This window comes from Pseudomonas sp. PDM01, from assembly GCF_014852325.1.
GTDB classification, from domain to species: Bacteria; Pseudomonadota; Gammaproteobacteria; order Pseudomonadales; family Pseudomonadaceae; genus Aquipseudomonas; species Aquipseudomonas migulae.
Window position 1 is genome coordinate 463,962 of record NZ_JACVBK010000001.1, and the last position, 13,514, is coordinate 477,475.

The window sequence follows — 13,514 nt, forward strand, 5'->3', positions numbered from 1 at the left end:
GCGTTTTCTATCGCTTGAGTGCGTCGGCGGTTGTGACACACTCGCCGTTTAAACAAAAACACAACGTCACAAGGACGAACCATGACGACGCTGACCATCGCCGCCGCTCAATCAATCTCCATCGCTGGAGACCTGGCCGCCAATATTGCGTGGCATCAACGCTTCATGCAGGTGGCGGCGGAGCAGGGCGTGCAGTTGCTGGTGTTTCCGGAGCTGTCACTGACCGGGTACGAGCGCGGGCTGGCGGCTGAGCTGGCCATTGCACCGAAGGATTCGGTGCTGCAACCGTTGCGCGATTTTGCGCAGGAAGTCGGCGTAACGACCATAGTCGGGATGCCTGTTCGTCTGTCGGAGCATTCGCCGGTGTTGATTGGAGCGCTGGTACTGGGCGCCGATGGTTCACTCGGGGTCTACAGCAAGCAGCATCTGCATCCCGGCGAGGAAGTAGCGTTTGCGCCGGGCACTGGCGGTTCGCCCCTGACCATCGGCGGCGATACGATAGCCTTGGCGGTGTGCGCCGATTTTTCCCACGCCAGTCATGCGGCCGCAGCGGCGCAACAGGGCGCCGACCTGTATGCCGCAGGTGTGCTGATCACCGAAAATGGTTACGCCCCCGACACTGCGTTGTTGCAAGGCTATGCGGTCAAACATTCGATGGCGGTGCTGATGGCCAACCATGGCGGTGCGACGGGGGGTTGGGAGTCGGCAGGACGCAGCGCCATCTGGGCGTCGGACGGTTCGCTGATCGCTGCCGCACCTGGCACGGGCAATCTGCTGGTCATTGCTCGCCGCAATGCTGACAGCTGGACGGGGCGCGTCGTCGCCGTCGCGGAGGCCTGATGGGATTCGAATTACGTCCTGCGACATCGCAAGACCTCGACTTTGCTCGTGAACTGACCTGTAAAACCATGCTCCGCTACTACATTCAGCACGATCTGCTGTGGCAGGACGAGGCTTTTGATGTGGCCTGGGCGGGGCGGGAAAACTGGCTGATCGTCCGTGATGATGTACGGCTGGGTTATGTAAGCCTGAGTCGGGATGCAAGGGCCTTGTATATCCGTGAGTTACACGTGCTCGAAGTGTTCCGGGGGCAGGGCGCCGGTTCCTGGGCGATCGATCAGGTATTGGCAATGGCGTGCAAGGAACGACGCCCGGCATTGCGCCTGACGGTTTTTGAAAATAATCCGGCGAAAGCGTTATACGAGCGAAAGGGCCTGGCAGTGGTCGGCAAAGACGAGTGTTTCCTGAGAATGCAGCGCGATATCGATGCCTCGCATCGCTGAAACACGCATGAGACAAGCCTTTCAAGATGTATTGAAACTTTTTATATGACGCTTGCCGCTAGGTCTGCCAGTTGCTTTTTGCTAAGGTGTCGGCAACTCAATAAGACCATATCGCGAGGTGTCTGCTTGATTAGGGTGCTAGTAGTCGATGACCATGATCTCGTTCGTACAGGCATTACACGAATGCTGGCTGACATCGATGGCCTGCAAGTAGTCGGCCAGGCTGAGTCCGGGGAAGAATCCCTGCTCAAGGCGCGTGAGTTGAAACCCGATGTGGTGCTGATGGACGTCAAGATGCCGGGTATCGGCGGTCTTGAAGCCACGCGCAAATTGTTGCGCAGTCATCCGGATATCAAGGTCGTCGCGGTCACCGTGTGCGAGGAAGATCCGTTTCCTACACGTTTGTTGCAGGCCGGGGCCGCGGGCTACCTGACCAAGGGCGCCGGGTTGCCGGAAATGGTTCAGGCCATCCGCCTGGTGTTTGCCGGGCAACGCTACATCAGCCCGCAGATTGCCCAGCAACTGGCGATCAAATCCTTTCAGCCGACCAACGATTCGCCCTTCGACGCACTGTCGGAGCGGGAAATCCAGATCGCGTTGATGATTGTCGGCTGCCAGAAGGTCCAGATCATTTCCGACAAACTGTGCCTGTCGCCCAAAACCGTGAACACCTACCGTTACCGAATTTTCGAAAAGCTTTCGATCAGCAGCGATGTCGAATTGACGCTGTTGGCAGTTCGTCACGGCATGGTTGATGCCAGCCTCTGAAAATGACTGACACCTTCGATCCGAGTGCTTTCCTGTCGACGGTCAGCGGACGCCCAGGCGTCTATCGCATGTTCGACAGCGAGGCACGCCTGCTTTACGTCGGCAAGGCCAAGAATCTCAAGAATCGTCTGTCGAGTTACTTCCGCAAGTCCGGCCTCGCGCCCAAGACCGCTGCGCTGGTGGCGCGTATCGCCCAGGTCGAAACGACGATCACGGCCAATGAAACCGAAGCCTTGCTGCTTGAGCAGACGCTGATCAAGGAATGGCGCCCGCCCTACAACATTCTGCTGCGCGACGACAAATCCTACCCGTACGTGTTTCTTTCCGACGGTCAGTTCCCGCGCCTGAGCATTCATCGTGGGGCGAAAAAGGCCAAGGGCAAATATTTCGGCCCTTATCCCAGTGCCGGGGCGATTCGCGAAAGCCTGAGCCTGCTGCAAAAAACCTTTTTCGTTCGCCAGTGCGAAGACAGCTACTACAAGAACCGCACACGCCCATGCCTGCAATACCAGATCAAACGCTGCAAGGCGCCGTGCGTGGGGCTGGTGGAACCCGAGGTTTACGCCGAGGACGTTCGTCACTCGGTGATGTTCCTCGAAGGGCGCAGCAATGCGCTGACCGATGAATTGTCCGCCGGCATGGAAGAGGCGGCGATCAACCTCGAATTCGAACGTGCCGCCGAATTCCGCGACCAGATCTCGTTGCTGCGCCGGGTCCAGGATCAACAGAGCATGGAAGGCGGGACCGGTGACGTCGACGTCATCGCCGCGTTCGTCAATCCGGGCGGTGCCTGTGTCCATTTGATCAGCGTGCGCGGCGGACGGGTGCTGGGGAGCAAGAATTTCTTTCCGCAGGTGGGTATTGAGGAAGACGTCTCTGAAGTCATGGCCGCGTTTCTCGGTCAGTACTTCGTCAGCAGCCCCGAACGCGACTTGCCGAGCGAGCTGATCGTCAACGTGGTTCACGAAGACTTCCCGACCCTGATCGCGGCCATCGAAGAGCTGCGCGGTCGTGAACTGAGCATCAGTCATAGGGTTCGTGGCACGCGGGCACGCTGGCAGCAATTGGCCGTGACCAATGCCGAGCAGGCTCTGGGCGCGCGCCTGGCCAACCGCCAACACGTTGCGGCACGTTTCGATGCCCTGGCCGACGTGCTGAAACTGGATGAGCCACCGCAGCGCCTCGAATGCTACGACATCAGTCACTCCAGCGGCGAAGCGACCGTGGCGTCCTGCGTGGTGTTCGGCCCTGAAGGCCCGATCAAGTCCGATTACCGGCGCTACAACATTGAGGGCGTCACGCCGGGCGATGACTACGCCGCAATGCACCAGGCCCTGACCCGGCGCTTCAGCAAACTGAAGGACGGGGAGGGCAAGTTGCCGGACATTCTGCTGGTGGACGGCGGAAAGGGGCAGTTGTCCATGGCACGCGATGTGCTCAATGAACTGGCGGTGCCCGACCTGATTCTGTTGGGCGTGGCCAAGGGTGCGACGCGCAAGGCCGGTTTCGAAACCTTGTACCTCAATGACGCCGCCCACGAATTTACCTTGCGTGGCGATTCTCCGGCACTGCATTTGATCCAGCAGATCCGCGATGAAGCCCACCGATTTGCAATTACCGGACACCGTGCCCGCCGTGGCAAAACGCGCCGTACGTCTACGCTTGAGGGTGTAGCCGGGGTGGGTCCGACCCGTCGGCGCGATTTGTTGAAACATTTTGGTGGATTGCAGGAGCTGTCTCGTGCCAGCATCGAAGAGATCGCCAAAGCACCCGGGATCAGTAAAAAGCTCGCAGAGTTGATTTATGCAAATCTGCACAGCGAGTAGAATGCCCCCTCACCTCGTAGCCAGTTGTGCCGATGAATATCCCTAATCTGATTACCGTTCTACGCGTCCTGCTTATCCCGATCTTCATTTTACTGTTCTACCTGCCTTACCAATGGAGCTACCTGGCGTCCGCTTCGGTCTTCGCGTTTGCCGCCGCCACAGACTGGCTGGACGGATACCTGGCTCGTCGTCTGGAGCAAAGTACGCCGTTCGGGGCGTTCCTCGATCCGGTGGCCGACAAGCTGATGGTCGCCGTGGCGCTGGTGCTGCTGGTGCAGGAACACGGTAATTTGTGGCTCACGCTGCCGGCTGCCGTGATCATCGGTCGCGAGATCGTGGTATCGGCATTGCGCGAGTGGATGGCCGAGCTCGGCGCTCGCGCTCACGTCGCCGTGTCGAACCTGGGCAAATGGAAAACCGCTGCGCAGATGCTGGCGCTGGTGATCCTGCTGGCCAATCCGTCGGACTTCACGTTCTGGGTCCTGGTGGGTTACGCCTTGCTGATGATCTCTGCGGGCCTGACATTGTGGTCCATGGTTCAATACCTGCGGGCTGCCTGGCCGCATCTGAAGACCGATGTGGAAAAATAAATAAAACTTTTTTGAATCAAGGGGTTGACGGAGCTTCTGGATTCTATAGAATGCGCACCACCAAGACGCGGGAATAGCTCAGTTGGTAGAGCACGACCTTGCCAAGGTCGGGGTCGCGAGTTCGAGTCTCGTTTCCCGCTCCAAATACAGAAAAAGCGCCACTCAATGAGTGGCGCTTTTTTTTGTGCGTTTTTTTTGGTTGGCATTAGAAAAAGAGGCATCAGCCTCTTTTTTCATTCCAGCGATTTCATTGCGCCGATCAGCAAACAGCGCTGAGATCACCGAGAAGCCAATCTGATTCCGTCACCCGACCCAAACATCGGCAAGCGCTGCAACATCCAGTTCAGCAGCTCCTGAGCCGGCGCGGCCAGCGGTCGGCCGGACTTCACCAGCAGTTTCGCCTCCACGCCCAGAAACAGTGGATGGTCGATCAGTACCGCCGCGAGGCTGCCTTGTTCGATTTCCCGATAGGCAGCGAATTCGCCGAGCAACGAGGTGAAATCTCCGGAGGCCACCAGGCGCTTGAGTGCGGCGAGGGAGTTGCTGACCAGTGCCGGGCGGATTTCGATTTTCTCGGCGTACTCAAGCATCTTGATCGCATGCCCGATACCGAAGGTGGGGGGCGTCAGCACCAGTCGGCAGGTGAGTATGTCCTCGACGGTTGCCGTTCCCCCTCGCACTGCCAATGGATGATCGGGGCGAACCAACAGCATCACTGGCTGCGATGACGTCGCGCGGTAATCGATTTGCGAATGCGGCGGCGGATTGTAGGCAAGGCCGATGTGCGCACGGTTTTCGGCGACTTCGTTCAGCACGTCGTCGACGGGAAGGATGTCCAGCCTGACATCGAGCTTGGGGTACTGTTTGCAGAAGGGGGCGAGCACGTTGTCGACCAAGGCATCGACATAGCCCTCACTGATGACGACTCGCACCTGGCCCTGTTGCAGGCCTTTGATCGCTTGAAGCTGGTCTTCGAGTTTCTCCTGGTGTGATCGATAACCGCGCCAGAACTCCAGCAAGTGCGCCGCTGCCTCGGTGGGTTGCACGCCGCGAGCCTGGCGCTCGAACAGTTTTGCGCCCAGTTCCTCTTCCAGCAGCTTGATCTGGCGCGTGATAACGGAGGGCGACGTATTGATGCTGTCCGCCGCGCCACGAATCGAGCCGTGGACCAGCACTTCATGAAAATACCGCAGCCGTTGTTGGTTGATCTCGCGCATCCCGGGCCCTCTCGCCAGAAAGTTTGTGTTGCCTGTAGGGCAACGATACACGAACTTAGTTGCTCTTGCTGGGCCTGCGGTGCCGGTGCAACATTCTTTGGCAAGAACGCAGACCAACAAGAATAATTGGAGACTCGCATGTCAACCTTACTGACACCGGCAAGCAGTGATGCCGTTTCTGCCCTTTACCGCAAGCTCAATTGGCGGCTGTTGCCACTCCTGTTCATTTGCTACGTCTTTGCGTATCTGGACCGGATCAACGTCGGCTTCGCCAAATTGCAGATGCAAAATGATCTCGGACTGTCCGATGCGGCCTACGGAGCGGGCGCGGGTATTTTCTTTCTGGGGTACGTGCTGTTTGAGTTGCCGAGCAACCTGATGTTGCCGAAGGTGGGGGCGCGAAAAACCTTCAGCCGCATTTTGGTGTGTTGGGGCATCACATCGGCCTGCATGCTCTTTGTGCGCAACGTGCCGATGTTTTATGCGATGCGTTTTCTGCTGGGCGTATTCGAAGCCGGTTTTGCCCCCGGCATGATCTATTACCTGTCTTGCTGGTACGGCCCGAAGCGCATGGCGCGGGCCATTGCGATCGTGTTTATTGCCGGTCCCATCGGCGGCATTATCGGCGGTCCGCTGTCTGCCTGGCTGATCACCACGTTCGAAGGCGTTGGTGGCCTGGCCGGCTGGCAATGGATGTTTTTGATTGAAGGTCTGCCTTGCGTGTTCCTTGGCATCCTGACCTATTTTGTTCTCTCCAATCGGCCCTCGGAGGCTCGATGGCTGAGTGTTGAAGAAAGGACACTGCTGGAGAGTGAACTCGGCACATCGTCGGGGCGAGCCCATTCGTTCCGGGCGGTGTTACGCGACCCGAAAATCTACATCCTCGCGTCAGCCTATTTCTGCATCATCTTCTCGATCTACGCCATGAGTTTCTGGCTGCCGGCAATTCTCAAGGCCCAGGGCGTCAACGACACCATGCAGCTGGGTTGGTATGCCGCGATTCCCTATGTCGCGGCGGCATGCGGCATGTACTGGATAGGGCGTCGGTCCGACCGGGTCGGCGAACGACGCTACCACTGCGCAGTCCCTGCGGGCATTGGCGCCATCCTGTTGCTTATGTATCCCTTTGCCGACGGCAACCTGATGGCGTCGCTGGTTCTGCTGACCGTGGCGACCGCCATGATGTTCATGGCCTACACCGTGTTATGGGCGATGCCCTCCGAGCACATCAAGGGTGATGCGGCGGCGGGAGGCATTGCCTTGATCAACACCATCGGGCTTTCCGGTGGCTTCTGGGGGCCTGCGGTGATTGGCTGGGCAAAAACGGCAACCGGCAGCGCCAATCTCGGCATCGTCGTTGTGGGTTGCGTCTTCCTGTGTGCAGCGTTCGTGATCCTTGCCACCAAACGGCAACCACGTGAGCGCCCTGTTTCTGAATTCAGCGCGGGTTGATCAACCGCCTCCCACTTGATCAATCGTGTTCCGAAAGGAACCCTTTTAAAGAGAGAACCCACATGCTTTTACACCTATCGACCTGGGCCGAGATCGGGCAATTCCTTGAACGCAGCCGCACCATCGTGATCCCGATCGGCTCCAATGAACAACACGGTCCGACCGGTCTTTTGGGGACCGACTGGATGTGCCCCGAAATCATTGCGTGCGAAGCGCAGAAGTCGGCAGACATCCTGATAGCACCGACCTTCAACATCGGCATGGCCCAACACCATCTTGGATTCCCCGGGACCATTTCACTTCGCCCCTCGACGTTCATTGCGGCCATTGGCGACTGGGTGCGTTCGTTGGCCGCCCACGGGTTTGAAAGAATCCTCTTCCTCAATGGCCACGGCGGCAACGTCGCATCGATTGAAGCGGCGTTCTCGGAGCTTTACGCCGAAGCAAGCTTCGCTCGACGCCCTGCAGGGTTCGCGCTGAAGTTGTGCAACTGGTGGGATCTGGAGGGAATCGGTGAGTTGGCGCGGGAGCAGTTTCCTGAGGGGCACGGCATTCATGCCACGCCGTCCGAAATTGCCGTGACCCAATGGGCCTACCCGGATTCCATCAAGTCCGCCGAGTACTCGCCGCAGATCGCTCCGTGGGGGCCGATTCGCGAAGCACTGGATTTCCGCGCACGCCATCCGGATGGCCGCATGGGTTCGGATCCGTCCCTGGCCAACCCGGACAAAGGCCGTGCTCTGGTGATGATGGCAGCGCAGAGCCTGGTGCAGGAAGTCGACGCCTTCAGCCGCGAATCGATACCCGGCTAAACAACCGGATCAACCGTTTTTCAACTAGCCCAGCGCCCGGAAGTTCCGGGCGTTGGCACGTTCTATTCGAGGAAAACCCATGATTGAACATGATGTTTATACCCGCCTGAAAGACCTCGGTATCGAGCTGCCCGCCACCGGCGCTCCCGCTGCTGCCTATGTAATGAGTGCGCAGAGTGGCAACGTCGTTTACCTGTCCGGCCATATCGCGAAGCAAGGCGGTAAAGTCTGGGCAGGAAAGCTGGGCGAAACGCTGACGACACAGGAGGGCTATGTGGCCGCACGTTTGACCGCCATCGATTTGTTGGCGACGCTGCACGCGCATCTTGGCGATCTGAATCGGGTCACGCGGATTGTCAAAGTGCTGAGCCTGGTGAATTCAACGTCCGGTTTCACCGAGCAGCATCTGGTCACGAACGGTGCCTCGGAGCTGCTGGCCGAGGTGTTTGGGGATAAGGGAAAACACGCGCGCTCGGCATTCGGTGTGGCACAGATTCCGTTGGGTGCCTGTGTCGAAATCGAGATGACCGTGGAAGTCAGTTGAAGGCCGGGTAACAGTAAAACCTGTGGGGGCGAAGTGATTCGCCCCCACACTTGTTTTTAGAAATCAGAACAGCGTCCATGTGTAGCTGATGATCAGTCGGTTCTCGTTGATATCCGTGCGGTAGTTGGAGCGTGCCACCGCGTTGCGCACTCGCACGCCGAGGCCTTTCAATGGGGCTGACTGGAAGGTGTAACTGAGGTCGAGGTCACGCTCCCGATCTTTGCCTTCATAGCCCATCCCCGTCTTCACATTGTCGCCGGTGACATAACGTGTGCTGGCTAGCAGGCCAGGCACACCGAGGGCCGCGAAGTCATAGTCATAGCGCAGTTGAAAGGAGCGCTCATGGGTGGAGACGAACTCGTAGGTCGGCAGTTCGTTGCCAAGGGCGCTGACATTGAGAAACACGCGAGGAAAGGGGCTGTCGCCGTACATGCCCTGGTAACCGGCATAGAACGTATGACCACCGAGCTTGGCCGATAACAGCGAGAAGAAGGACTGGTTGTCGACCTTGCCCACCAGTTTGCGACCTTCTTCCTGGGCGTCGTAGTAACCAAGATTGGCGCCCAGCACCCAACTGCCCACCGGCACACTGTGTTTCAAACCGAAGAAGTTTTGCTCGTAGATATCTTCCAGTCGGGAATGCCAGGCACTCACGGTGGTGCGGTTACTGTTGAACGCGTAATCGCCGCCCACGTAGTTGAAGGCATCACTCGACACTTGCCGTTGCGGCTTGTTGCCCAGCAACGCCTGGAGTTTGCTCTCACCGGCTTCATTGCGCAGGGTTGTGGAGGTCAAATGTCCGGCTTGCAGCGTCAGGCCGGGGATTTCGCTGCTGGTAATGCTCGCGCCCTGATAGGCCGGGGGCAGCAAGCGGATGTCGCTGAAGACCAGTGTCGGCAGGTTGGGTTGCAGTTCACCGACCTTCAGCTCGGTTTTGGAAACGCGCATCTTCGCCGCCAACCCGAGGCGACCATAATTGTCCGCGGCATGGCCATCGTCCTTGACCGGCAACAACCCCGAGTTGACCCGGTCGGGGCTGCTGTCGAGCTTGATGCCGAATTTGCCGATGGCATCCAGGCCGAATCCTACCGGCCCGGGTGTGTAGCCGGATTTGAAGTTGAGGATGAACCCTTGGGCCCATTCCTGAACCATCGATTTTTCCGAGCCTCGGATATCGGAGAAGTCTCTGCTGAAAAAATAGTTTCGGGTTTGCAGGGTAGCGGTGGACTGTTCGACGAATCCGCTGTCGGCGGCTTGGGCAAGGTTGGCGCCAGCCCCGGTAAACAGCAGTACACACAGTTTGCCTTTGTCTCTGGTCATAATTTAACTCTTGTTTTTATTAGACATGACTCTCCCGTAGGCCCTCTGTCGGGGCTTGTGCGCGTGCGGGGGAGGTAAGACAGCCGGCAGGATGTGGCGCTCGCAGCCGCTCCGGTGTCGAGAGCGATGCTCGCTCCATTGACCAATGGCAGCAAGAGCAACTTAATTCAGAGATCGTTGCTCTGGAGGCAACGATGATGGCAAGGCGTGAAAAGACTGCTTCAGGAAAGTGGGTCAGGACGTTGTAAGCGTCGGACCCGCCAGAGCAGCGGGTCCGAAGGGGAGGGCTTAGAGTTTTGGCAACTGGCCGATGCGCCCGAACATCTCGGTCACGATCTGCAAGTCCAGCAGGAACTGGTCGACGGTCTTGAACTCGTTGTCGGTGTGGCCGGTGTATTTGACTTCGGGCCGGGCCAGGCCGAACTGCACGCCGTTGGGCAGTTCATGGACCGAAGTGGCGCCGGCCGAGGTGCCGAATTTGTGTTCCATGCCCAGGTTTTCGCTGGCCACGGCGAGAAGCGCCTTGACCCATTCACCCTCGGGATTGCGGTACATCGGTTCGGCGATCGAGTAATCGAAGGCCACCGCAACCTGGGATTTCTTGCTCCAGGCGTCCAGCTTGTCGGCGATTTCGCGCTTGAGCATTTCCGGGGACTTGCCCTTCGGTACGCGCAGGTTGACCGCGAGTTTGAAGGTGTTTTCATCCATCCCGACAAAGGTCAGGGAGGTGGTCAACGGCCCCATGAACGCATCGGAAAAACCGACCGCCAATTTGCCACCCAAATAATCGAGCCCCCAGTTGTCGGCAGCGTAGCGGGCCGCGTCGGTGATGTGGTTGTGCTTGAGGGCGACCTTGCCGTCGAGGCTGTTGATGAACACCAGCATTCTCGCCACCGGGTTGATTCCGGACTCGGGCTCGGAGGAGTGGGCGGAAACGCCGGTGACTGTCAGCGTGACGTCTTTGCCGACGACCTTGGCCGTCACCTCGAAATCGTCGCCATTGCGCTTGGCGTATTCGGTACCGGCCTTTTGCAGGCTGGCGGCCAGCTCGGCGGGTTTGTCACTCAGCAGGGTGGCGACCGACGCCGACGGAATCTGGTTGGTGGCCAGGCCGCCAGTCATCGAGACGATTTCAGCACCCTTGCCGTCAGCCTTGCGCTTGGGGAAGTTGGCCATGACGGTGCCGTAGCCTTTCTCGGCGATCACCACCGGGTAACCGCCATCCAGCGCCAGGTTGTAGTTGGGTGTGGGGTTGTGTTCGAAGTAATAAGGGATGGCGTCGCCGCTGGTTTCCTCGGTGGTGTCCACCAGCAGTTTGAAATTCCTCGCCAGCGGCAGCTTTTCTTCCTTGATGACTTTCATGGCGTAGAGCGCCACCACGATGCCGTTTTTGTCATCTTCGGTACCACGGCCATACATGCGATCGCCAATCAGGGTGACCTTGAATGGATCGAGGCGGGTGCCGTCTTTCAGGACCCAGTTTTCCGGTGTCACGGGCACCACGTCGGCGTGGGCATGAATGCCCACCACTTCATCGCCGCTCCCCTCGAGGGAGATTTCATAGACGCGGTTGTCGACGTTGCGAAAGGTCAGGTTGAAGGCCTGGGCCAGGCTCTTGATCTTGTCGGCGATCTTGATGAATTCAGGGTTGTCGTGCTGGGCAACGCCGTCCACGCGGAAGGTCGGGATGGCCACCAGTTCACGCAGCGTCTCGGTGGCGGCGCTGCCGTATTTCACCCGCGCATAGAGGCCGAGCAGGCGATGGATTTCGTTCTGCTGGTCGGCGGAAAGGCTCTTGTTGTCGAGGAAGGCAGAGATTGCCGTGCCGAGGTCGTCGGTTTTGGCCAGATCGCTCTTGGCCACGCTTGTCAGGAACTGCCTGAAATCCGTGATCGATGCGTCACTGAACGTCTTGAGAATGGCCGCGCCTTGCTGCGGGGTAATGTTGGCGTGCGCTGCTGTGGTGAACGACGAAAGACTGGCCAGCATCAACGTTGTCGCGGCCAGGTGCTTGAGTGAGAAGTCCATTGTTGAAGGCATTCCTTTGCAGGTGTCTGATTAATGAAACAAAACATTTCAACATTAACACTGTAGGAGCGAGCCTGCTCGCGATGGTTTAAAGGACGCTGCGTTTACCCAGGCAACACGCGTTTTCGTTAACGACCATCGCGAGCAGGCTCGCTCCTACATGGTTTCCTTCTAAATGTGCACAAACTAAAAAAATGCTTTGAGATGTTATAGGGTAACAATATAAGGTGCCCGGCAGGCTGTCCTGTGGGACACGTTTATTCACCCCTTGCGTTGCGAAACATCCATGACCCTTGCACCTTCTCGCTCCACCGGCACGGTAGTTGGCCGGCTTCTTTCCATCGATGCATTGAGGGGCATGGTGATTCTGTTCATGCTGCTCGATCACGTCCGCGAAACCTTTTTCCTGCATCGGCAAGTGTCCGACCCGATGGACATCACCACGACCGAGCCGGCGCTGTTTTTCAGTCGCACGCTTGCTCATTTGTGCGCACCGGTCTTTGTGCTGCTCACCGGTCTGTCGGCCTGGCTGTACGGTGAGAAGTACGCCGGCAAGGCCGACGTTTGCAGCTTCTTGTTCAAGCGCGGGCTGTTTCTGGTGGTGCTTGAGTTCACCCTGGTGAACTTCGCCTGGACGTTCCAGTTTCCGCCGACCGTCATTTACATGCAGGTGATCTGGGCCATCGGCTTGAGCATGCTGGCCCTGTCGGTGATGGTCTGGCTGCCGCGCCCGGTGTTGTTGCTCTTGAGCCTGGCGATCATCGCCGGTCACAACGTGCTGGACGGTCTGCATTTTCCGATCGAATCGGCGATGCACGTGCCATGGGCGATCCTCCATGATCGCGGCTGGATCGAACTGTCCGAAGGGTTTCGGTTGCGCACGTCCTATCCGGTGCTGCCGTGGATAGGAGTCATTGGTTTGGGTTACGCCATGGGCCCGTGGTTCGGGCGAGCGGCGCAGGCCACGGGGCGCCAACGCAAATTGCTGCTGTGTGGCGTTTTGGGGCTGGCCGGTTTCGTCGCACTGCGGCTGCTCAACGGCTATGGCGAGAAGCCATGGAGCGTTGGCGATACGTCCGTGCAAACACTGATGAGTTTTTTCAACATCACCAAATACCCGCCGTCGCTGCTGTTCATTGCGCTGACCCTGAGTCTCGGATGCTTGCTGCTTCTATGGTTTGAGCACTTGCAGAAGAGCCAATGGTTGCGTCCCTTGACGGTGTTTGGATCAGCGCCGATGTTCTTCTATCTGTTGCACCTCTACGCACTGAAGGTTTTGTACCTCATCGCTGTAGCGCTGTTCGGATTGAATCAGGGCGCGTACTTCGGTTTCGACTCGGTAGGCGCGGTTTGGATCGCCGCAATCCTGTTGGCCATTGCGCTTTATCGCCCGGTCCGCTGGTTTTCCGGGCTGAAGGCCCGACGTCGCGACATCGCCTGGCTCAAATACCTGTAATGCCCATGAATGCACTTTTATAAAGCCGTGAGGCCTCGGTCTGCACTATGCGAAGGCAAAAGTCTGGAACCTGTTCGCTGCTCGCGCCTGAAAAACGCTGCGCAATCAGCGTTTTCGCGATCTGGCACAAACACTGCAATACACCGGACAGGCCCACCATAAACGCAGTCGAGTGGGCAGCCCCCTCGGTCAACGACGATCGAATCATGGGCAACATC

Annotated in this window: 12 protein-coding genes and 1 tRNA gene; 10 read left to right on the top strand and 3 right to left on the bottom strand. The window is 58.3% G+C overall.

What is annotated here, in order from left to right; all coding sequences use genetic code 11:
• Positions 1-81: 81 nt before the first annotated feature.
• From IB246_RS02175 to IB246_RS02200, 6 genes are all read left to right on the top strand, one after another.
• The gene (locus tag IB246_RS02175; protein WP_008037104.1) at positions 82-840 is read left to right on the top strand and encodes a carbon-nitrogen hydrolase family protein; all 759 of its coding nucleotides are present in this window, start codon (positions 82-84) and stop codon (positions 838-840) included.
• Entirely contained in the window at positions 840-1,283 is a 444-nt protein-coding gene (locus IB246_RS02180; protein ID WP_008037103.1) for a GNAT family N-acetyltransferase, read from the top strand. Before IB246_RS02175 ends, IB246_RS02180 begins: the two co-directional genes overlap by 1 nt.
• A gap of 126 nt (positions 1,284-1,409) precedes the next feature.
• On the top strand, positions 1,410-2,051 hold the full coding sequence (gene uvrY / locus IB246_RS02185; RefSeq protein ID WP_008015884.1) for a UvrY/SirA/GacA family response regulator transcription factor: 642 nt from the start codon (positions 1,410-1,412) through the stop codon (positions 2,049-2,051).
• 2 nt (positions 2,052-2,053) lie between these two features.
• Positions 2,054-3,877 (top strand): excinuclease ABC subunit UvrC, encoded by a 1,824-nt coding sequence (gene uvrC, locus IB246_RS02190; RefSeq protein ID WP_008037102.1) that lies wholly within the window; start codon positions 2,054-2,056, stop codon positions 3,875-3,877.
• Between the two features lie 32 nt (positions 3,878-3,909).
• The gene (gene pgsA / locus IB246_RS02195) at positions 3,910-4,467 is read left to right on the top strand and encodes a CDP-diacylglycerol--glycerol-3-phosphate 3-phosphatidyltransferase (RefSeq protein WP_008029556.1); all 558 of its coding nucleotides are present in this window, start codon (positions 3,910-3,912) and stop codon (positions 4,465-4,467) included.
• Positions 4,468-4,534: 67 nt separating this feature from the next.
• Positions 4,535-4,610, top strand: a tRNA-Gly gene (locus IB246_RS02200).
• Positions 4,611-4,745: 135 nt separating this feature from the next.
• Here IB246_RS02200 and IB246_RS02205 read toward each other — a convergent pair.
• Positions 4,746-5,684 carry a LysR family transcriptional regulator gene (locus IB246_RS02205; RefSeq protein WP_008037096.1) on the bottom strand — a complete coding sequence of 313 codons (939 nt, stop codon included), beginning with the start codon at positions 5,682-5,684 and terminating at the stop codon, positions 4,746-4,748.
• Between the two features lie 138 nt (positions 5,685-5,822).
• Here IB246_RS02205 and IB246_RS02210 point away from each other — a divergent pair, with 138 nt between their 5' ends.
• From IB246_RS02210 to IB246_RS02220, 3 genes are all read left to right on the top strand, one after another.
• On the top strand, positions 5,823-7,136 hold the full coding sequence (locus IB246_RS02210; RefSeq protein ID WP_008037095.1) for an MFS transporter: 1,314 nt from the start codon (positions 5,823-5,825) through the stop codon (positions 7,134-7,136).
• Between the two features lie 62 nt (positions 7,137-7,198).
• Positions 7,199-7,948 carry a creatininase family protein gene (locus IB246_RS02215; protein WP_008037094.1) on the top strand — a complete coding sequence of 250 codons (750 nt, stop codon included), beginning with the start codon at positions 7,199-7,201 and terminating at the stop codon, positions 7,946-7,948.
• A 79-nt stretch (positions 7,949-8,027) separates the two neighbouring features.
• Positions 8,028-8,492: a RidA family protein gene (locus IB246_RS02220; RefSeq protein WP_008037093.1), complete on the top strand. Its 465-nt coding sequence runs from the start codon at positions 8,028-8,030 to the stop codon at positions 8,490-8,492.
• A 63-nt stretch (positions 8,493-8,555) separates the two neighbouring features.
• Here IB246_RS02220 and IB246_RS02225 read toward each other — a convergent pair whose 3' ends face one another.
• Together IB246_RS02225 and IB246_RS02230 are read right to left on the bottom strand one after the other, a co-directional pair.
• Positions 8,556-9,812, bottom strand: a complete 1,257-nt coding sequence (locus IB246_RS02225) for an OprD family porin (RefSeq protein ID WP_008037092.1) — start codon at positions 9,810-9,812, stop codon at positions 8,556-8,558.
• Positions 9,813-10,100: 288 nt separating this feature from the next.
• On the bottom strand, positions 10,101-11,840 hold the full coding sequence (locus tag IB246_RS02230; protein WP_008037090.1) for a dipeptidase: 1,740 nt from the start codon (positions 11,838-11,840) through the stop codon (positions 10,101-10,103).
• A gap of 286 nt (positions 11,841-12,126) precedes the next feature.
• Between IB246_RS02230 and IB246_RS02235 the strand changes: the two genes are divergently transcribed.
• Positions 12,127-13,296, top strand: coding sequence for a DUF1624 domain-containing protein (locus tag IB246_RS02235; protein WP_032832325.1), 1,170 nt, complete (start codon positions 12,127-12,129; stop codon positions 13,294-13,296).
• Positions 13,297-13,514: the final 218 nt, after the last annotated feature.